Genomic DNA, 19,746 nt, shown 5'->3' on the forward strand with positions numbered 1-19,746 from the left:
CGCCCGGCCGCTCTTCCTTCCGCCCGTCCGGAAACGCCCCAGTGCGCCGGGCGGGCGCCCTTTCCCCCTGCGAAGGCCCTGCCATGCCCGCCGTCATCATCACCGAGTTTATGGACCAGGACGGCGTCGACCTGATCGCCGCGCGCCACGAGACCGTCTACGACCCCGACCTCGTGGACCGCCCGGCGGCGCTCGCCGCCCTCCTCGCCGACTGCCGCGGCCTGATCGTGCGCAACCGCACGCAGGTGCGCCCGCAGCTGCTGGCGCAGGCGCCGCACCTGAAGACGGTGGGCCGGCTCGGCGTCGGGCTCGACAATATCGACCTTCCCGCCTGCGGCGCCGCCGGCATCCGCGTGCTGCCGGCCACCGGCACCAATGACGAGACGGTGGCGGAGTTCGTGATGGGGGCGCTGCTGAGCCTCACCCGCGGCGGCGCCTTCCAGGCGACCGCGGAGGTCGCCGCCGGCGTCTGGCCGCGCACCCGCTTCAAGGCGCGCGACGCCAAGGGCATGAGGCTCGGCCTGATCGGCTTCGGCGCGATCGCCCGGCAGGTGGCGCTGCGCGCCAAAGCCTTCGGCATCACGGTGTCCGCCTGCGACCCGTTCGTGCCGGAGGGCGATCCCGCCTGGGCGCTGGCCGACCGGCGCTGCGCCGACGTCGCGAGCCTGATGGCGGACGTCGACATCCTCAGCATCCACGTGCCGCTCACCGACCAGACGCGCCACCTCGTCGATGCCGCCGCGCTGGCCCAGCTGCCGCACGGGGCCTACCTCATCAACACCGCGCGCGGCGGCATCGTCGACGAGCCGGCGCTGGTGGCGGCGCTGAAATCCGGCGCCCTCGCCGGCGCCATGCTGGACGTGATGGAGACCGAGCCGGTGGCGGCCGGATCGCACCTCGCGGACGTGCCGAACCTGCTGCTCTCGCCCCACATCGCCGGCATCACCAAGGATGCGGTGCTGCGCGCGAGCCTGCTGGTGGCCGACAACGTCGCCCGCGTGCTGGAGGGCGCCGCGCCCACGGTCGCCGATGCGGCGGCCGGAAGGCGCTGACGGCGGCCCGCGCGTCGGGTCCTGGGGGAGATTCACGCGGCACGACCGCGGCGCCCCGGGGCGGGCGGGCGGGATGATTCCGGACGCAAGCCTTCCAGAACGGCACCAGGCCGTCAGAGTCGTCGCGCACCATCCTCGAATGGACCGAACGCCAGGCAATCACCAAGACCGAGTGAAAAACAAAAGCCAGAAGCCGAAGCTGCGGGCTTGTAGGTGCCAGTGGCTGCGGGGGAGCTGCTCTGATCAGCACTCGCGCACGAAAAAAGCCGCCCGGCTGGGGCGGCTGATCTGCGCGATTTGGAATCGGAATTTGAGATGGTTGCGGGGGCAGGATTTGAACCTGCGACCTTCAGGTTATGAGCTTCATGGCAGATGATATACCGCACTTCCTGAACATATATCCCGATGCACATGGCCGTTGTAAATCAGCATCTTATGGACCATATGCAGCCCTGGGGGTATAGGTCGCTTCCAATCTCGGTGCGGACCCGGTGCGGACCGCGCGGACTGGAGAAGCGACCTTCAGGAGACTGACATGGCGGGACGGATCGACAAACGGATTGTGGACGCTGCGGCTCCGCAGGTGAAGCGCTTCACTATCTGGGATGCCGACCTGTCGGGCTTCGGGCTGCGCGTGGAGCCCTCGGGACGCAAGAGTTATGTTTTTAGGTATCGGGTTGGCTCGGGTGGCCGGAATGCCCCGGAGCGCCTTATTGTCTTGGGGCGTCATGGTGAGTTGACGCCCACGGAGGCACGCAAGAGGGCGGAGACGGAAGCTGCCCGCGTTCGTCTTGGCTCCGACCCCGGCGGAGATCGCCGGAAGGAACGTTCCATTCCGACTTTCGCGGCGTTCGCGGACGCCTACTTGAACGAGGCGGCCGAGATTGCCGAGGCCCGGCCGGCAGAAGCACGCCTGCGGCCCGGCTCGATCCGCAACTATCGCTCGCTGATGGCTCAGCACCTCCGGGCAGCCATCGGGACCACCAAGCTGGATGCGCTCACCACGGCCGACCTCGTGAAACTGCACAAGCGCGTGGGGCGAGAGAAGCCCGCCACCGCGAACCGGTGCCTGGAGTTCGTCGGAAGCGTATTCAAGGAGGCCGCGCGACAAGGCCAGCTTCCCATCGGCACCAACCCGGCCCGCGGCATCCCAGCATTCAAGGAACAGAAGCGCGAGCGCTTCCTGTCCGCTGAGGAGGTGGTGCGGCTCGGGGAGGCGATCCGGGAGGGCGAGACGGATGGCATCCCGTGGGAGCCGGACCCGGAGAAGAAGACGAAGCACGTCCCGAAGACGAACCAGCGTACGAAGGTTGACCCGGACGCCGCCGCCCTGCGGCTCCTGATCTTCACGGGCGCCCGCCTGCGGGAAGTCCTGCACGCGAAGTGGGCGGACGTGGACCTTGAGCGCGGGGTGCTGTTTGTGCATGGCAAGACGGGCCGGCGCCCCGTCATCCTCCCCGCCCCCGCTGCAGCCATCCTCGCGGAACTGCCCCGCCGGTCCGTGTTCGTCTTCCCCGGCGCACTCGACACTACGGAGAAGCCAGCCCCGCGGGCGGACCTCACGAAGCCATGGGCAGCCGTATCGCGTAGGGCGGGCCTGAAGGGCGTTCGGCTCCATGACCTCCGGCACAGCTTCGCAAGCTTCGCCGCCGCTGGCGGGGCTTCCCTCCCGATTATCGGGCGCCTGTTGGGCCACACCCAGCCGCAGACAACGGCCCGATATTCCCACCTCGCCGATGATCCTCTGCGCGCCGTCGCGGATCGGGTAGGTGACAGAGTTGCTGCGGCTCTTGCTGGTGAAGCGGAGGCCCAAGTTATTCCCCTCCGGCGCGTGAAGTGAAGTTGTTCATGATTCACGATGATGCGTGGCAGCGCGCCGCGGCTGAAGTACCCGACAAGGCACGCATCGATGCTCTGCGAATCCAGCTTGAGGCCGCAGGCGCGCGCTTCGTACAGGCGAAGGAAAGGCGTGCGTTTAACGAGGCAGAGGCAAACCGCTGGGCGGAAATTGAGCGGCACGCTTCCGCGTTGCTGGTCCTCTTGCCCTCCGGCGACGAGTCTAGCTCCCGGCTGAAAAAACTAGCGAAGCGGGCACGCTTAAAGGCGCGCGCCTTTGGCGTTAGGGCCGACCTCACGCTGGAACAAATGCGATATGGCGCACGAGTACGTCCTGCCGACTTGCCCCGGCTCGTTCTTTATCGCGAAGTGCTCGACGCATACGTAGCGGCCGGCGGACAGGTGGCGCGCTCGACAGATGCGCATGGTAAGTCGGGCGGTCCGTGCGTCCGCTTCCTAGCAGCGGTCCTCCCCCAGTTGATGGGAGCCGACGCGCCGTCCCCGAACTCCCTCGAGAATCTTGTCAAGGACTGGTGGGATCGGCCACGCCACCCCGCCATCACGGTCGCGCATGGGCATGTGACCTTCAAGAAATAATCTTTCGTACCCATTTAGCACCCGCTTGCCGCAACACTCATACTTGCACCATTCGATACTTGGAGGTGTAAAGTAATGGGTGGCTCTGCAAAACTGATCCCCCGCGAGGCGGCGGACTACACGCGCCTCAGCGTGTCTATGCTCGCCAAGCTCCGCGTGTCTGGCGGCGGACCCGAGTATATCAAGCTCGGACGGAAGGTCATTTACGAGCGCGATACCCTCGATGCGTGGCTGGCATCGCGGGTTCGCCGCAACACTTCCGAAATCTGAAGACTATCTCCAAACGAAAACGACGCCCTATCAGGGGCGTCGTCTCGCATTTTTGCACCTATCTTCGCCAGGAACGCCATAAATATAAGGGACAACACACGTGCGCATGATCTTCACCAAGAACGTCGATAGGCTCATCGTCGGTTCCGACCAGCGCTGGCTCCTCTTCATGGCGACGCCGGACGGCCTGCGGCAGGCGGGCGGCATCTTCCCTTCGCCGCGGGCCGCGCTCGCGGCCGTGGATACGCGCCTGAGGCAGCACGGCGGTGTCTTTCGCGGCCGCGCTACCGCCCGGCGGGCGCTGCGTTCGGCGTCCCGATGAGCGGCGGCGGGCGGGCCTCTCCGCCGCCTCGGCGGTTGCCCCCACACGTGATGCAAGCCTACCAGGTTCGCAACGAGCTCGGTCGGCTAATTGCGGATCGCAACCAGCGATCCGTGCCTCTTCCTAATGCAGTCGCCATCGCATTCGTGCTTGCCCGCGTCGCGGTCGTGACCGAACGCGGCGGCGTCGACTTCGACACTGTCACACGGCTCGCCGCTCGCCTCAGGGCTCCCCTCCCGGATGAGCGAGCACTCATGGGAGAGGTGCACCGTGCGGGGGCCGAGGGAGCGAGGCTCGGGAGCGCGTGGCGTTTGCCCTCATCCGACACGCTGGGCGTCATGCTTGGGATCACCGAAGATGAGCGCGCGCGCCTCCGGTTGAGGCGCCTCGGAAGCTGTGAAATGACGACCGCAGAACGCCGCCGCGATCGTGACCGGAAGCGCAAAGAAAATAAACGCTCTGCAGAGGGAGTCACACCTCGTTCCCCTTGTTCCGAGCCGTGGGTTGCCTTAGGCATCTCTCGCGCAACTTACTTTCGCCGCAAGCGAGCCTCCGATTTGCAGGAAACAAGGATCGAAGCCGAAATTGAGACTCAAAACTCTCCTTCTCCTGTAAGTATAAAAAGAAGCGCGGACTTTCAGGTCTCAAACGCCATCATGGCGAGTGCCAACGCGGGCTCGCCCGGCATCGACGTGCAGGCAGAGGCGTCATTGGAGGTCGCCCTCCCGCTTCGGCCGCCTCGGCCCTTCCAGCCCGCACCCTCGGCGCCGACCCGGGAGGGCGGTGTCCGCGAACGCGCGATGGGTCGCGTTCGCGGCGCCCATTGCGGCGACGGGCGCGAGCGAAACAGAGCATGCGATAAGACCGGCACTTGAGCGGTTCGCGGTGCGCATTTTACCGCGGCCACGGATCGATCCGTTACTCGCTGTTCAGCTTGCTACATACCAGGAAGGGGTAGAGCGCAGTTTGGGTCCTCCGGAGGGTGCCCCCCTCGGCGCGGCCCCGGCAGCGTACCATCTGGCTATATCTACGCTTGGTCGATCCTCGCTTTGCTTGTGACAAAGCGCGGCGGCCGAACGCGCCGCTTCTCGGAGCACACCATGATTATCCCGTGGACTTCTCCAACGGGTAGTCTGGCGTGGCGCTGGCGTAGCTGTTACCGATTGCGTAACGAGTCTCTCCATATTACCTGTTCGGTAACGGAACCTTCGGATGCTGGCCTCGTTCGCGTCGAAACGGCTGAAAAAGGACATGGCGACCGCCGAGGCCATGGTGAAGTGCTACGGTACGCTCGCGAAGCGGCTGAAGCTGCGTCTCGATGTCCTCTATCAGGCCGACTGCCTCGCCGATGTGCCGACAGAGCCGCCTCCGCGGTGTCATCAGCTCACGGGCGACCTCGACGGCCACTACGCCGTAGACCTCAACGGCAACTGTCGGCTGGTGTTTCGGCCGAACCACGATCCGCTGCCCTTGAAGGAGGATGGCGGGACCGACCTGACGAAGGTGACCGAGATCGAGATCGTGGGAGTCATGGACTACCACAAGAAGTAGGGGGAGAATGGCAATGCCGAGCGCAGAGACGATCGCCCCGTGGGCACCCGATTGGGCAACCCATCCGGGGGAGCATCTTGCAGAGTTCATCGAGGCGCGTGGGATGTCCCAGGCCGAGTTCGCTCGGCTCGCCGGCATGACCTCGAAGCACATCAGCACAATCATCAGCGGCGAGAACCCGGTCACGGCCGAGTCGGCGCTGCGCCTTGAGCGCGTCACCGGGATGAAGGACTACATCTGGACCCGGCTTCAGGCAGCCTGGGACCTGCATCAGGCTCGGCAGAAGGAGCGAGCTAAGGCCGAGGAGTGGGCAAACTGGTGCCGAGAGTTCCCCATAAAGGAACTGGTGGCACGGGGGGCGATACCGGATGCTCGCCGTGACATGGGGCGCCAGATCGAAAGCCTTCTCGCCTTCCTCGGCATCGGTAGCCCGGCCGCCTTCCAGTCGCTTGTTCGCGGCCTCGCGGTCCAGCACCGGCAATCGCGCGCCTACACCACGTCCGACGCGCATGTAGTGGCGTGGCTTCTGCTGGGCGAGCGAAAAGCGCGCGCGATGGATATAGCGCCTTTTTCCAAGGAGGTATTTCTAGAGGCGGTCCGGGAAATCCGATCGCTTACTGTGAAGTCTCCATCCGAGTTCGAGCCGCGGATGCGGCGTCTCTGCCGGGACGCAGGCGTGGCGCTGATCTTCGAGAAGCCCGTGCCCAAGACCTGCCTATTCGGGTCCGCGCGATGGCTCGACGATGGGCGGGCGGTTATCCAGATGTCGCTGCGCATGAAATCCAACGACCACTTCTGGTGGACGTTTTTCCACGAGGCGGCGCACATCCTGCTGCACCACGGGCGCACCTTCGTCGATGACAAGGGCGGCGAAGGCGACGGCGTTGAGGAAGAGGCGGATGCCTGGGCGGAGGAGACCCTTGTTGGCCGCCGGCTGTTTGAGGCCTTCAAGGCGACGCGCCCGTGCTCGGCCGCTGAGGTGACGCGCTTTGCCGCTGATGTCGGCATCCATTCCGGGATCGTCGTCGGCATGCTTCAGCACGCCGGGATCGTTCCGCACACACATCTGAACGGGCTGAAGGCGAGGTTTGCTTGGGCCGATGAGGTTGGCTGATATCCCCTCGATTACAATAGGATGGGCACGAGCAGCAGCCGAGGGGCGCGAGTCCTAGCACATGCCTAAGCCCACGCCGACGCGAACGATCAACCCCGTCCACTTTGAAGACCTTGAACCGCGCAGGTTCGAGGATCTCGTCCGGCAGCTCGCCTACGAATTCCGTTCCTGGTCCCGGATCGAGGGGACCGGTCGCGCAGGATCGGACGATGGCTTCGATGCCCGTGCCATTGAGACCATGCAGCTTGCGGAAGCGCAGCACGATGACGGCGGCGATGAAGGGTCCGATCTACCGGCAGCCGAGAATGGGCGCGTTTGGTTGATCCAATGCAAGCGTGAGAAATCGATCCCGCCGAAAAAGATGGCGGACTACATGGACGGTCTGAGGTCGATATTGGCGTCCGAGAACGTCTACGGCATCGTCTTCGCCGCAGCCTGCGACTTCTCTAAGCAGGCGCGAGACGTATTCTTTAACAAGGCCCGAGAGATGGGACTTGGGGAGGCGCACCTCTGGGGCAAAGCTGAACTCGAAGACATGCTCTTCCAGCCGAAGAACGATGGTATTTTGTTCGCCTATTTCGGGATCTCGTTGGCGACCCGCCGGCGTTCGATTAGGGCCGATGTGCGGGCGATGCTCGCCACTAAACGGAAGGCATCTAAACTCCTCAAGACCTACGTGCCCACTCTCATCCGCGACGCCACAGATGATCGATACCCCTGGCTCGATGACGACAAGAAGCGGCACCGCTTCGATCGGGGTCGCTGGCGTGTGATGAGCTACGCCGGTGTTGCGGTGGACGGACTCAAGTTCCACCACCGCAGGTATTTTGCGTGGATCGGCGCGGACGGTGAGGAGTGGGACTACGCCGAGCAGCCCAACATGGCGGTTCCTTCCCCGTTTGAAGACCCGTGGAACGAGGAGACCAAGGAACAGGGGCGCGAACGTCAGGGTCAGGAGGCAGCAGCGAGAGGAGTTTGGAGCGGGCTACCGCAAGACGAGCAGGCTTGGTTCGAGACGGACGTGATCATACCTTGGGCCTCGGTGCTCGATATCGACGAGACCGGCGACGAGTTTTTCAGGGGTCCCATTATCTACACGACCGAGTTCATCCCCGACCGCAATGGCCCCTTTTCGAGCTATCGGCAGGCCCTAGAAACTAAGGCTACATTCGGCGCCCGGACGGCGCACCCCATTGAGGACAACCGGACGCAGAAGTTCTCCAAGGTCGAACCTGAGGCAAACCGCGACGACGAGGCCGAGGCAGCCCCTCCGCAGAGGCATCAAGGCGGAGCGCGCATCGACGTGCCCGACGATGAGGAATAGCAGGTTCGATTCGCCGGCAGCGCTCTTTATCGGCCCGACTCGGGACGCGCCCCCCTGTCCTCGGGCTGATCACCTCCGTCTGCCTTTCGGGGCTTTCTTGGTGTTGCCTGTGCTACCTTCAGCAAGACCGCCGGTGGCAACCTGCGCAGCCGCGTCCTTGACCGATCGCTGCACATGCGCGCCCCATCGCGCTTCGTTCAGGATGCGCGGCCAATCCGGGCCGCGATGGCGATTCACAACCTTGAACCCTTCGACCAGCAACCGATCGAGTATGCCGCAGGAGACTTCATCGTCGACCGAGAGCGCATAATGCCCCTCGGCAACAAGGAGAAGCTTCACGGTTAACGGGAAGGCGAACGACGCTGCGATGACGTGCTGCCAAGCCGTCCAGTTCGAGGAGCGGCCCGAGATCAGCCGGTGGTGCACATACGAGTTTCGGGCCTCATAGAGTTCCTTCATCCATTTGCGGCGCACCGGGCCGGCCAGCTGCGCATCGGCATGCTCGCCGGCATCGGGCTTCAGCCGGGCAGCCGCAAGGGTGATGTGACCGAAGGCCTCCCACGCCTCGGCGAAGGCGCGCGCGAGCAGGTGCGCCTTGCTGTCCTCGGGGTCGAGCAGCCGCTCGAAGGCGAGGGCGAGCAGCATCGCGGCGCCGTCAGAGGCGAGTTCCGGCAGCTCGGACGCGCCGAGGATGAAGAACGGCAGGGCCGCGTCGATCCGCTCCCAGGCGGGGGCCGCAGCAGCGCGCGCCGCCACCAAGGCCGGCAGCAGGCCCCCCCCCGATGGCGCCGGGCAAGTGTCGTGCGGGATGATGGCGGGCGCCTGGAGCGTCACGTCCGCAATGTCCCACCCGCCATCGAGCGTCTGCCCGTCCCGGCGCTGCTTCACCAATGTGATGCCGTCTGTCCCCGGCACCATCCCCTGCACCGCCTGGGCGAACATGGCGCCGTTGATGTGCGCGCCGCCCCGGAAGAATTCCTGCTCGGCGAGGCAGGCCAGGGCGAGGATTTGCCGGTCGGAGTTCACCCGCTCGCGCGCGGCTTGATCGTCCTGCGTCTTCCATGACCACGCCCCGTTCCGCCGATGGAGGGCAACCGTGAGGCCGGGCAAGCGATGCCCACGGGCGTCGCGATGCCGGCGCAGCAGCGCGGCCACGGTGGCGCCCGTAGCGCCGAGCAGACGGCGGCGGGCTGTCTTTGCGGTGACGGGCACGAACGCCGTCTCGCCGACGACCACGGGTGCAGACAGGATCAGCCACGGCAGAAGTGTTAGGAACCCCTGGCCGCTTTCGCCCTCGGCCCGGATCGGATCAGGCCCAACGTCACCGGTCATGCCCCCTGGTCTCCGCTTGGCGCGATGCGCACTGCTGATGCTGATCGCGCCTCGATCGAGCGATCAGGCCGCGCGTCGCAGTCCGAACGTTTTCCCCCCGTCGGCTGTGGCTATGACGCCGATCCGGAACAGGGCAGTGAGAATCGCCGCGACGGCGCCCCTGGTCTTCGCGTTGGCCCGGAAGCCCGCAGCGATCGTGGCGGCGTCCACCGCGCCCGGCGCCGCGGCGAGAGCGGCCATGACCACGGCCGTCTGCTCCATCTCGCCCTTCGGGAAGGCCGGTCGGGGACCTGTCGCCCTGGCTTCGGGAGCCTCTTCGAGATCGGCCTCGATCTGACGTGATTTCTCCTGCTCGGAGCCGAAAAGGGGAATTTGGTATTCGGGCCTCAGCCAGCGCACGAGCCCGCGCTTTTCCTCCATCGCCCGGACCTTGTTCAGGGCCACGAGGCGCGCGAGCACCTCCTCCTCGGGAAGGTCGGCAGGCCAGCCGTAGGCGGCGGCTACCGCGGCGTCCAGCCGATCGTGCAGTTCCTTCAGGACGAGCACGAGCCCATCGTCGAATGTACGCCGCTCGGTGGCATCAAGCGCTTCCGGGACGGCGCCCGCCCTAAGCCGCTCCAGCACGTTATAGAGGCCGGTGAGGGTGAGATAGGCGTGCGCGGCGAGGACGCGCTTGCGGTGCGCGTCCAGCTCTTCCGCAATGGAGCGGATTGCAGCCTTTTGCGCGTCGGTACAGTCGGGGAACGGGAACGGATCGAAGCAGCGGGATTTGGAGTATCGCGGGTCGTTGCCTACGCCGAGCCATCCACCGGCGCGCAGTGACCAGAAAACATGGATGGATGACGATAGGACGCCGAGCAGCAAGGCATCATCTGATCCGATCGCGATCAGCATGTTATCAGGAAGGATGCTCTGATCGAGGAACTGAAAAACCCGGTGCTTAGCGGTCTCCCCTGTAGCAATGTAACGTGGAATACCACGCGTGAAACCCCGCATAAGCGTGTTTTTTCGACCAAACAACCACCAGTTTAGGCGACGATATTCTTCGTTGTTGCTATCTCGTTCCGGCTTTACGTTCAGAAGAACGTGCTGGTAGACCGCAGGATATTTACGACGGACATCGTCAATCCCAAGCCCATCTAGGTCGATTACCATTACGCCGCGGGGGCGGGCAGTAAGGTCGCGACCGTTACGATAGTCTCGAATATGCTTCTCCAGACCCCCGATACTCCCGAGCCCAAGGCGTGCGGCATCCTCTGGCGTCACGATGAAGCCTGCGCCATGCAGCTTTACGCCGGGCGATGAGATGCCCTCGTTGGCAAGCAAAGGGACGGCGGTCGTTACATCAACGCCCACCGTAAGATCGGGGTTGATCTTGCCGGCGCGATCCACGAACTGAATCATCGGCGCGTCTGTGTCGACGCCCTCTTCCGAAATCACCTCACGAAGGACCCCGTCGCGCTTTCCCGCCTCCGCCACCGTCATCGCAATGCGAACCGCTGCTCGATGATTCAGCGCTCCTCTCCAAGGGTGATCGGGGGTTGCCATCACAATGGAAAGCGGCCGCTTGGCCGACATATGTCTTTCCATCACACGGCGGAGGAACACTTGGCTGATGGAATTGGTGGTCACGAAGCCGAAGCGCTTCAGCTCGGTGCCTCGGCGTAGCAGGATGTCGGCCGCCCGATCCCACCAGTACATAACGAAATCCGCGCTCTCGTTAACGTGGGGGTGCGCCGCCCACAGGGCCTCAGCGTAGCCGTCCCCCAGCCTCGCTCTGATGTCTTTGCCGCCTATGAACGGCGGGTTGCCGACGATGAACTCGGCCTTCGGCCACTCCGGAAGCCGGGGGTTCGGAAACACCTCGTGCCCTTCGATCACTTTTCGGGCCGGGTATCCGTCCCACGTGAGCGCCGCGTCCTTAGCCTGGATGTTCCTGAACGCCTTCAGGATCGGATCGCTCGGCAGGCCGCCGCGCGTGCGCACGTACCATTGCAGGTGACCGATCCACAGCACCAGCTCGGCGATCGCCGCGGCGCGGGGGTTTAGTTCCAGCCCGAGATACTGGTGCGGATCGACGGTGTGGCCTTCGAGGCCGGTCAGGGCTTCCTGCCCGCCGAGATCGGCGAGGGCTTCCAGCACCTCGCCTTCCAGGCGCTTCATCAGCTCAAGCGACACGTAGAGGAAATTGCCGGTGCCGCAGGCCGGGTCGAGCACGCGGGTATCACAGAGCTTGTCGTGGAAGGTCTGCACCGTCCTGACCGCCTCAGCGCCGCGTCCGTCCGTCTTCTGGCGTTCGGCAGTAGAGAGCACCTGCTCCCATTCCGCCCGCAGCGGATCGATGATGGTTGCGACAACAAGCCTTTCGACGTAAGCGCGCGGCGTGTAATGCGCCCCCAGCCGGCGGCGGTCGTCGGGATCGAGCGCCTCTTCCAAGAGGGTGCCGAAAATCGCGGGCTCGACATCCCGCCAATCATGTTCGGCAGCTTCGCGCAGCTTGCCGATCGAGCCTTTGTCGAGAGGCAGGGCCGTCCGATCCTTGAAGAACTCACCGTTGAAGCGGCGGACCTTGTGCTTGATCGTCGCGGTGAACCTACCTTCGTCCATCGCCTGCCACAGGTCCTCCAGCATGGCCGGGAAGACATCGGGCTGCGCCTCGCATTCCCGTAGCAGCACTTTGAACGAATCGGTCGGCAGCAAGCCCACGTCCTCGGCAAACATCGTGAACAGGACGCGCATCAGGAACATGGCGACCCGCTCGGGCGGCTCACCCGCGGCTTCAAGGGCCTTCGACACCTCGGCGAGCCGCTCCGCTATGCCGCGCGTGACGCGCGCCGCATGCTTCGATGGATCGAGCGACATGGGCTCGCTCCAGATGGCGACGAGACGCTTTCGGACAGCCTCGTCGCGCAGGTCTTCGAGATAGATGCGGAAGGAGCCGCGATCGGGGAACTGATCGTAGGCTTTGCCGTCCCGCCGGAAGTTGGCATAAACCTCGATGCAGTGACCCACGTCGCACACCAGCACGAAGGGCGGCGGCTCGTGGTCCGGGGGCAGGAGGCGCACATAGTCCTCAGCCTGCCGGCGCGCGTTGAGCATCAGCACGTCCCAGGCGCGATCGGCGCCGCGTCGCCCTCGGGTCTTCCCCGCGGTGGGTTCAGCCGGCGCTTCGGCCAATTTCTTGTCGCCGGCAAATCGGGATTGCTTCGCTTCGAGGATGAAGCAGTCGCGCTTGTAGAGATCGATCCGCTTGTGCGAGACCGTGCCGTCGCGGGCAGTCTCGCGCACCACGCGCTCGAACACGTAGTCGTTGGCTTCGTGGCGCGCGCCGGCCGGGTCAGGCGGGGGCAAGCCGAGGACAGACGCCAGCTCGCCGAGGAAGAGGGCATAGTTGGCCCGCTCCTGGCCGCCTTCGCGTCCCTGCCACCGCGCAATGAAGGCTTCGATCGCCTCCCGCATAACGTCCCCCCGAGAACCCCAAGGCAGCTAACATATGCGGTGCCATAAGGTCGATCCTGCGATGCAGCGATGGTCCCTCAAGCCGCAGCAATGCACCTCAAGTGGGGACACCGGCTCAAACGCAATGTCGAGCCCGCGATCCCTGTCGGTGCGGACCGGGTGCGGACCGCAATCCAAAACGCAAAGGGCCGCCTTGCAGCGACCCTTGAGAACATCTTGATAAATCAAGGAAAGTTTGGTTGCGGGGGCAGGATTTGAACCTGCGACCTTCAGGTTATGAGCCTGACGAGCTACCGGGCTGCTCCACCCCGCGTCATCACCGCTGAGCCGGCGAAGCGGCCGGGCGGCGAGGAGGCGTATGTAGCAACCTGCGCTCCCAATTGAAAGGGGCGATGGATAAAAAAGCGTCAGGCCGCCTGCCCCTGTGGACGGCGCCGCCGCGCGCCGAGGCGCGGGCAGGATCCGCCGGGTCCAGAAGCCCACGCCGGCAGGCACCGGCGACCTTCGGGCGGGGCCGGCCTGACGCGTTCCCGCGTGGCCGCGACCCGCTATGCTTTCTCCGAAGCACAGGAGGACGCCCATGACGCCGCCCGATGACCGGCACGAGATCGCGGCGCTGCGCGCGCTGATCGCCGCAAGCCCCCGGCCCGCCAATCTTGCCGAGCGGCGCGCGCGCATGGAGTCGATCACCGCCATCGATCCCATTCCACTCGACATCGCCATGGCGCCGCTTCAGATCGGCGCCATGGCAGCGGAATGGTCGCTGGCACCGGGGAGCGATGCCAGAAAGGCCCTGCTGTTCTTCCATGGCGGCGGCTATCTCTCCGGCTCGCTGAAGAGCCACCGCACCATGGTCACCGGCGCTGGCCGCGCCGCCGGCATTCGCACGCTCGCCATCGACTACCGGCGCGCGCCGGAGCATCCCTTCCCCGCCGCTCTCGAGGACGCCCGCGCGGCGTGGGATTTCCTCGCCACGCAGGGCTACGGGCCGGGCGACATCCTGGTGGGCGGCGACAGCGCCGGTGGCGGCCTGACCCTCGCGCTCTGCCTCGCGCTGAAGGCGGAGCGACTGCCCCTGCCCGCCGGCCTGTGGCTGGTCTCGCCCTGGACCGACCTCAAGATCACCGGCGCCAGCATCGCCGAGAAGGACGCGGACGACCCACTGATCCACCGCGGCTATCTCCAGGAGCTGGCGGAGGCCTATCTCGCCGGCCGCACGCCGGCGGACGATCCGCTGGTGTCCCCGCTCTATGGCGACCTTGCCGGCCTGCCGCCGGCGCTGATCCAGGTGGGCACGGCCGAGACGCTGCTGGACGATGCGGTGCGGCTCGCCCGGCGCCTGGCGCTGGCGGACGGGCGGGCGACGCTCTCCGTGTGGCCGCGCATGATCCATGCCTGGCCGATCTGGCATGCGCGCCTCGCGGCGGGGCGCGCGGCGCTGGCGGAAATGGGCGCCTTCGCGCGGGCGCAGCTCGGCTGAGCGCCGGGCGCCTCAGTCGCCGCGCTCGCGCCGGGCGCGCCGTTCCACAGCCTTTTCCGCCGCGCGGGCATTGTTCTCGGCCTTGCGCGCCTCGCGCCCTTCGCGGCCCTCCACCAGTGCCGCCACGGCGCCGTGCAGCGTGGCGAGGTCCTGCTTGGTCAGGCCGAGGCGGTGGAAGATGTTGCGGATGTTGCGGGTGGTGGAGGGCTGCTTCTCCGCAGAGCGGAAGAAGCCCGCCTCTTCCAGCGCCCCTTCCAGATGGTCGAAGAAGGCGAACAGGTCCGCCTTGTCGGCCAGCGGCGAGCGGTCCGGCGGGGCGAAGGGAAGCGCGCCGGCGCTCGCCGCCTTGGACCATTCATAGCCCGTCACCGCCACGCAGGTGGCAAGGTTGAGCGAGGCGAAGGCCGGGTTCACCGGCAGCGTGAGGATGGCATCGCACAAGGATACCTCCTCGGTATAGAGCCCGGTGCGCTCGCGGCCGAATACCAGGGCCACGTCCTCGCCGGCGGAGAGGCGCGCGAGGGTGTCGGCGGCGGCAGCATCGGCGCCGAGCACGGGCTTCGCCATGCCGCGCTCGCGGGCGGTGGCGGCGAAGGCGTAGCGGGTGCCGGCAAGGGCCGCGCGCAGGTCCGGGAACAGCTCCGCGCCGTCCAGGATTCGGTCGGCGCCGGCGCTGAACACGCGCGCCTTCTCGTTCGGCCAGCCCTCGCGCGGATTGACGATGCGCAGCCGCGACAGGCCGAAATTGCCCATGGCGCGCGCCGCCGAGCCGATATTCTCCCCAAGCTGGGGCTCCACCAGGATCACCGCCGGGCCGCCGACGATCCAGGGCTTGGTGCTGTCGGTTCCGGAACCTGGCATCGTCTTCCCTCAAGACGCGCTCTCTCGCACGTCCGGCAGGGGAAAGTCGAGAGCCGCCCTCGCGTCCCGGCCGACGGGAGCGGAGCGAAGCGCAGCGGGAGGAGAGCCGGGACCCAGCGCGAGAATTCGACGAAGGCGGTCTTGCTCTTCTCCGGCGTCGCGTCCGGGTTTTGCCCGCTGCGCGGGAGTTTCCCCTGGACTCAGGCTCGGCGCTCCACCTTCGGTGTCGCTGGGCCGGGGAACGGGGGATGGCGCTCCTCAGTCCAAAGACGAGCGCGCGCGCCGCGTTTGGCGCTTTTGCAGTGCACCGCGGCGATGCTATAGCGGCGGCGCCGGAGGATTGCCGGCGCGAGAGCCGCGCCGGAGGTCGTCCCCCCGTTTCCCCAAGGCTCTTAGAGCACGCGCGAAAGGCCGACCCATGGCGAAGATCAAGGTGGCAAATCCGGTCGTCGAACTCGACGGCGACGAGATGACCCGGATCATCTGGCAGTACATCAAGGACAAGCTGATCTATCCCTATCTCGACATCGACCTCGAATATTACGATCTGTCGGTCGAGAACCGGGATGCCACCGACGACAAGGTCACCATCGCCGCGGCGGAAGCCATCAAGAAGCACGGCGTGGGCGTGAAGTGCGCGACCATCACCCCCGATGAGGCGCGCGTTAAGGAATTCAACCTCAAGGAAATGTGGAAGTCGCCCAACGGCACCATCCGCAACATCCTGGGCGGCGTTATCTTCCGTGAGCCCATCATCTGCAAGAACGTGCCGCGCCTGGTGCCGGGCTGGACCCAGCCCATCGTGGTGGGCCGCCACGCCTTCGGCGACCAGTACCGCGCCACCGACTTCAAGGTGCCCGGCAAGGGCACGCTCTCCATCTCCTTCGTGGGCGAGGACGGCACGAAGATCGAGAAGGAGGTCTACAAGTTCCCCGGCGCCGGCGTCGCGCTCTCCATGTACAACCTGGATGAGTCGATCCGCGACTTCGCCCGCGCCTCGCTGAACTACGGCCTGGTGCGCAAGTATCCGGTCTACCTCTCCACGAAGAACACCATCCTGAAGGCCTATGACGGCCGCTTCAAGGACATCTTCCAGGAGATCTACGAGGCCGAATTCAAGGCCGAGTTCGACAAGCTGGGCATCACCTACGAGCACCGCCTGATCGACGACATGGTGGCCGCGGCCATGAAGTGGTCCGGCGGCTATGTGTGGGCCTGCAAGAACTATGACGGCGACGTGCAGTCCGACATCGTGGCCCAGGGCTTCGGCTCGCTCGGCCTCATGACCTCGGTGCTGATGACGCCGGACGGCAAGACCGTGGAGGCGGAAGCCGCCCACGGCACCGTCACGCGCCACTACCGCGAGCACCAGAAGGGCAAGGAGACCTCCACCAACTCCATCGCCTCCATCTTCGCCTGGACCCGCGGCCTCAGCCACCGCGCCAAGCTCGACGACAATGCGGAACTCGCGAAGTTCGCCGCGACGCTGGAGAAGGTTTGCGTGGACACGGTCGAGGCCGGCTTCATGACCAAGGACCTCGCGCTCCTGGTCGGCGCCGACCAGAAGTGGCTTTCCACCACCGGCTTCCTGGACAAGATCTCCGAGAACCTCACGAAAGCCATGGCCGCCTGAGGCGGCCAGAAGAGATTGAGGACAACGCCGCCGGGCCTCCCGGCGGCGTTTTTTGTTCACCTGAGGCGCCGCGACGTGCGCGCCGCGCCCCCTCGCCGTTTGCGGGCGGCCGGCTCCATGGGCGCTGGAGGTGAAGGCGAACCGGACGCGATCGGCGGCCCGCTGTTCACAGCCGACGCGAAACGCGCTATCCAATTGGAGCTGCGAAGCATTTTTGCATCGCAGCAGCCGGCGGCCGGACCAGCACGTCACCGGACGGATCCGGGGAAGGGCGCCGAGACCCGTGAACCGACCGGGCCGCGGGTGCGTAAGGACTTGCATCATGCCGTCCCACACCCCTGCTCTGGTCTGGCTGCGCGACGACCTGCGCCTCGCCGACAACCCCGCTCTCACCCGCGCCGCCGAAGACGGCCGGCCGGTCTGCGCCCTCTATGTGCTCGACGAGGACAGCCCCGGCATCCGCCCGCCCGGCGGGGCGGCGCGCTGGTGGCTCGCCGGCTCGCTCCGGGCGCTTCAGGTCGACCTCTCCCGCCACGGCGTGCAGCTGGTTCTGCGCCGCGGCCCGGCAGCGCGGGCGGTGGGCGAGGTGGCAGCGCAGATCGGCGCCGGCCTCGTGGCCTTCAACGACCGGGCCGGCGCGGCGGAAGCCAAGGTCGACCGCAAGGTGGCGGAACTCTTGCGCAGCGAGGAACGGGAGGTGGCCCGCGACTGCGCGCACCTCCTCCACCCGCCCGGCACCGTGATGACGGCGGCCGGGCGCATGCCGCGCACCTTCTCCGCCTTCCACCGCGCCGCTCTGAAGCAACCCGTCGCCGCCCCCCTGCCCACGCCCGCCCGCCTCACCGGGTTCGCCGGCACCTTGTCCGGCGAGACGCTCGAAAGCTGGGGCCTTGAGCCGCGGCGGCCCGACTGGGCCGGCGGGCTGCGGGAGGCCTGGACGCCAAGCGAGGCGGCCGCGCGCGAACGGCTCGCCGCCTTCATCGAGGACGGGCTTCCCGGCTATGCGGTGGGCCGCGACCGGCCCGACCTTCTCCACGTCTCCCGGCTCTCGCCGCACCTGCGCTTCGGCGAGATATCGCCGAGACAGGTGCGCGCCGCCGTGCGGCATGCAGCGGCCGGGGGCGCAGCGCCGCAGCGCGACGCGGACAAGTTCGAGGCCGAACTCTACTGGCGGGAATTCTCCTACCACCTGCTCGCAGAAGACGGCGACATCGCCCGCCGCAACATCCAGGAGGCGTTCGATCAGTTCCCCTGGCGCGAGGCGCCGGGCGAGCTGAAGGCCTGGCAGCGCGGGCGCACCGGCTATCCGCTGGTGGATGCCGGCCTGCGCCAGCTCTGGCAGACCGGATGGATGCACAACCGCGTGCGCATGGTGGTCGCCTCCTTCCTGGCGAAGCACCTGCTGATGGACTGGCGGCTGGGAGAGGCCTGGTTCTGGGACACGCTGGTGGACGCGGACCCGGCGAACAACCCGGCAAGCTGGCAATGGGTGGCGGGCAGTGGGCTCGACGCCGCGCCCTATTTCCGCATCTTCAACCCGGTGATGCAGGGCGAGAAGTTCGACCCCGACGGCGCCTATGTCCGGCGCTATGTGCCGGAACTGGCGAAGCTGCCGAACGCCGTGATCCACAAGCCATGGACCGCCGATGCCGGCACCCTCGCCGCCGCCGGGGTCCGGCTCGGCATCACCTATCCCAAGCCGATCATCGACCATGCGGCGGCCCGGGAGCGGGCACTGCGGGCCCTTAAATCTACAAAAAAATAATGTGATCTCAATTATCGCCGTATTCAGTTGATGGAATGTGGCCGGATCGCTAATTTACGCTGGAAAATTGCTTGAAGGCTTCATCATGACCATTCGCGACGGGCTTCTCGATGCCATCGGCCACACCCCCCTCATCCGCCTGAAGCGCGCCTCCGAGATGACGGGATGCGAGATTCTCGGGAAGGCCGAGTTCCTCAATCCCGGCCAGTCGGTGAAGGACCGCGCCGCGCTCGGCATCATCCAGGACGCGATCGCACGCAAGGCGCTGCAGCCCGGCGGGGTGATCGTGGAGGGCACCGCCGGCAATACCGGCATCGGCCTCGCCCTCGTGGCGGCGCCGCTGGGCTTCAGGACCGTCATCGTCATTCCGGAGACCCAGTCCCAGGAGAAGAAGGACATGCTCCGCCTCGCCGGCGCGACCCTGGTGGAGGTGCCGGCGGTGCCCTATTCCAACCCCAACAACTACGTGAAGGTCTCTGGCCGCCTCGCCGAGGCGCTGGCCAAGAGCGAGCCGAACGGCGCCATCTGGGCCAACCAGTTCGACAATGTGGCGAACCGGCAGGCGCATATGGACACGACCGGCCCGGAAATCTGGGAGCAGACCGGCGGCAAGGTGCACGGCTTCACCTGCGCGGTCGGCACCGGCGGCACGCTGGCCGGCATCGCCATGGCGCTGAAGGCGCGCAACCCGGACGTCCGCATCGCCTGCGCCGATCCCATGGGGGCGGCGCTCTACTCCTATTATACCACCGGCGCGCTGCACGCCGAGGGCTCCTCGATCACCGAAGGCATCGGCCAGGGCCGCATCACCGCCAATCTCGAAGGCGCGCCCATCGACACCGCATTCCAGATCCCCGACGAGGAGGCGCTGCCTATCGTGTTCGACCTGCTGGAGCACGAGGGCCTGTGCCTCGGCGGCTCCTCCGGGGTGAACGTCGCGGGCGCCATCCGCCTCGCCAAGGAGATGGGGCCGGGGCACACCATCGTCACCATCCTGTGCGACTACGGCACGCGCTATCAGTCGAAGCTCTTCAATCCCGACTTCCTTCGTGGCAAGAACCTGCCCGTCCCCGGGTGGCTTGAGCGCAAGGGCGAGGTGCCGAACGTGCTCGTCTGAGGCCCCCAGAACAACAACAGGAGGACCCTCAGG

The 19,746-nt window shown here is 66.3% G+C and carries 15 protein-coding genes and 1 tRNA gene; 12 read left to right on the forward strand and 4 right to left on the reverse strand.

Going from position 1 to position 19,746, the window contains the following annotated elements; genetic code table 11:
- The first annotated feature begins 83 nt into the window (after window positions 1-83).
- The 8 genes from D9R14_RS11950 (at window position 84) to D9R14_RS11980 (ending at window position 8,066) form a co-directional block, all read left to right on the forward strand.
- Window positions 84-1,052, forward strand: coding sequence for a hydroxyacid dehydrogenase (locus D9R14_RS11950; protein WP_121623557.1), 969 nt, complete (start codon window positions 84-86; stop codon window positions 1,050-1,052).
- A gap of 535 nt (window positions 1,053-1,587) precedes the next feature.
- On the forward strand, window positions 1,588-2,892 hold the full coding sequence (locus D9R14_RS11955; protein ID WP_121623558.1) for a tyrosine-type recombinase/integrase: 1,305 nt from the start codon (window positions 1,588-1,590) through the stop codon (window positions 2,890-2,892).
- 8 nt (window positions 2,893-2,900) lie between these two features.
- The gene (locus D9R14_RS22910) at window positions 2,901-3,485 is read left to right on the forward strand and encodes a hypothetical protein (RefSeq protein WP_147453012.1); all 585 of its coding nucleotides are present in this window, start codon (window positions 2,901-2,903) and stop codon (window positions 3,483-3,485) included.
- Between the two features lie 75 nt (window positions 3,486-3,560).
- Window positions 3,561-3,755: a helix-turn-helix domain-containing protein gene (locus D9R14_RS11960; RefSeq protein ID WP_121623559.1), complete on the forward strand. Its 195-nt coding sequence runs from the start codon at window positions 3,561-3,563 to the stop codon at window positions 3,753-3,755.
- Window positions 3,756-3,855: 100 nt separating this feature from the next.
- Window positions 3,856-4,077 (forward strand): hypothetical protein, encoded by a 222-nt coding sequence (locus D9R14_RS11965; protein ID WP_147453013.1) that lies wholly within the window; start codon window positions 3,856-3,858, stop codon window positions 4,075-4,077.
- 1,212 nt (window positions 4,078-5,289) lie between these two features.
- A complete protein-coding gene (locus tag D9R14_RS11970; protein WP_121623561.1) occupies window positions 5,290-5,628 on the forward strand; it encodes a type II toxin-antitoxin system RelE/ParE family toxin in 339 nt (112 codons plus the stop codon).
- A 13-nt stretch (window positions 5,629-5,641) separates the two neighbouring features.
- A complete protein-coding gene (locus D9R14_RS11975; protein ID WP_121623562.1) occupies window positions 5,642-6,742 on the forward strand; it encodes a HigA family addiction module antitoxin in 1,101 nt (366 codons plus the stop codon).
- 61 nt (window positions 6,743-6,803) lie between these two features.
- Window positions 6,804-8,066, forward strand: a complete 1,263-nt coding sequence (locus D9R14_RS11980; RefSeq protein ID WP_121623563.1) for a restriction endonuclease — start codon at window positions 6,804-6,806, stop codon at window positions 8,064-8,066.
- Window positions 8,067-8,135: 69 nt separating this feature from the next.
- On the opposite strand, the gene D9R14_RS11985 is transcribed toward D9R14_RS11980, so the two are convergent.
- From D9R14_RS11985 to D9R14_RS11995, 3 genes are all read right to left on the reverse strand, one after another.
- The gene (locus tag D9R14_RS11985) at window positions 8,136-9,398 is read right to left on the reverse strand and encodes a hypothetical protein (protein WP_121623564.1); all 1,263 of its coding nucleotides are present in this window, start codon (window positions 9,396-9,398) and stop codon (window positions 8,136-8,138) included.
- Window positions 9,399-9,461: 63 nt separating this feature from the next.
- Entirely contained in the window at window positions 9,462-12,857 is a 3,396-nt protein-coding gene (locus tag D9R14_RS11990) for a class I SAM-dependent DNA methyltransferase (protein ID WP_121623565.1), read from the reverse strand.
- 236 nt (window positions 12,858-13,093) lie between these two features.
- A tRNA-Met gene (locus tag D9R14_RS11995) sits at window positions 13,094-13,170 on the reverse strand.
- A gap of 267 nt (window positions 13,171-13,437) precedes the next feature.
- Here D9R14_RS11995 and D9R14_RS12000 point away from each other — a divergent pair.
- On the forward strand, window positions 13,438-14,337 hold the full coding sequence (locus tag D9R14_RS12000) for an alpha/beta hydrolase (RefSeq protein ID WP_121623566.1): 900 nt from the start codon (window positions 13,438-13,440) through the stop codon (window positions 14,335-14,337).
- Window positions 14,338-14,349: 12 nt separating this feature from the next.
- On the opposite strand, the gene D9R14_RS12005 is transcribed toward D9R14_RS12000, so the two are convergent.
- On the reverse strand, window positions 14,350-15,198 hold the full coding sequence (locus D9R14_RS12005; RefSeq protein ID WP_121623567.1) for an RNA methyltransferase: 849 nt from the start codon (window positions 15,196-15,198) through the stop codon (window positions 14,350-14,352).
- Window positions 15,199-15,616: 418 nt separating this feature from the next.
- Between D9R14_RS12005 and D9R14_RS12010 the strand changes: the two genes are divergently transcribed.
- The 3 genes from D9R14_RS12010 (at window position 15,617) to D9R14_RS12020 (ending at window position 19,713) form a co-directional block, all read left to right on the forward strand.
- Window positions 15,617-16,831 carry an NADP-dependent isocitrate dehydrogenase gene (locus tag D9R14_RS12010; protein WP_121623568.1) on the forward strand — a complete coding sequence of 405 codons (1,215 nt, stop codon included), beginning with the start codon at window positions 15,617-15,619 and terminating at the stop codon, window positions 16,829-16,831.
- 322 nt (window positions 16,832-17,153) lie between these two features.
- Window positions 17,154-18,596 (forward strand): cryptochrome/photolyase family protein, encoded by a 1,443-nt coding sequence (locus tag D9R14_RS12015; protein ID WP_121623569.1) that lies wholly within the window; start codon window positions 17,154-17,156, stop codon window positions 18,594-18,596.
- An 85-nt stretch (window positions 18,597-18,681) separates the two neighbouring features.
- On the forward strand, window positions 18,682-19,713 hold the full coding sequence (locus D9R14_RS12020; RefSeq protein WP_121623595.1) for a cysteine synthase A: 1,032 nt from the start codon (window positions 18,682-18,684) through the stop codon (window positions 19,711-19,713).
- Window positions 19,714-19,746: the final 33 nt, after the last annotated feature.

Origin of the sequence: Xanthobacter tagetidis (assembly GCF_003667445.1) — a bacterium.
Classification (GTDB): domain Bacteria; phylum Pseudomonadota; class Alphaproteobacteria; order Rhizobiales; family Xanthobacteraceae; genus Xanthobacter; species Xanthobacter tagetidis.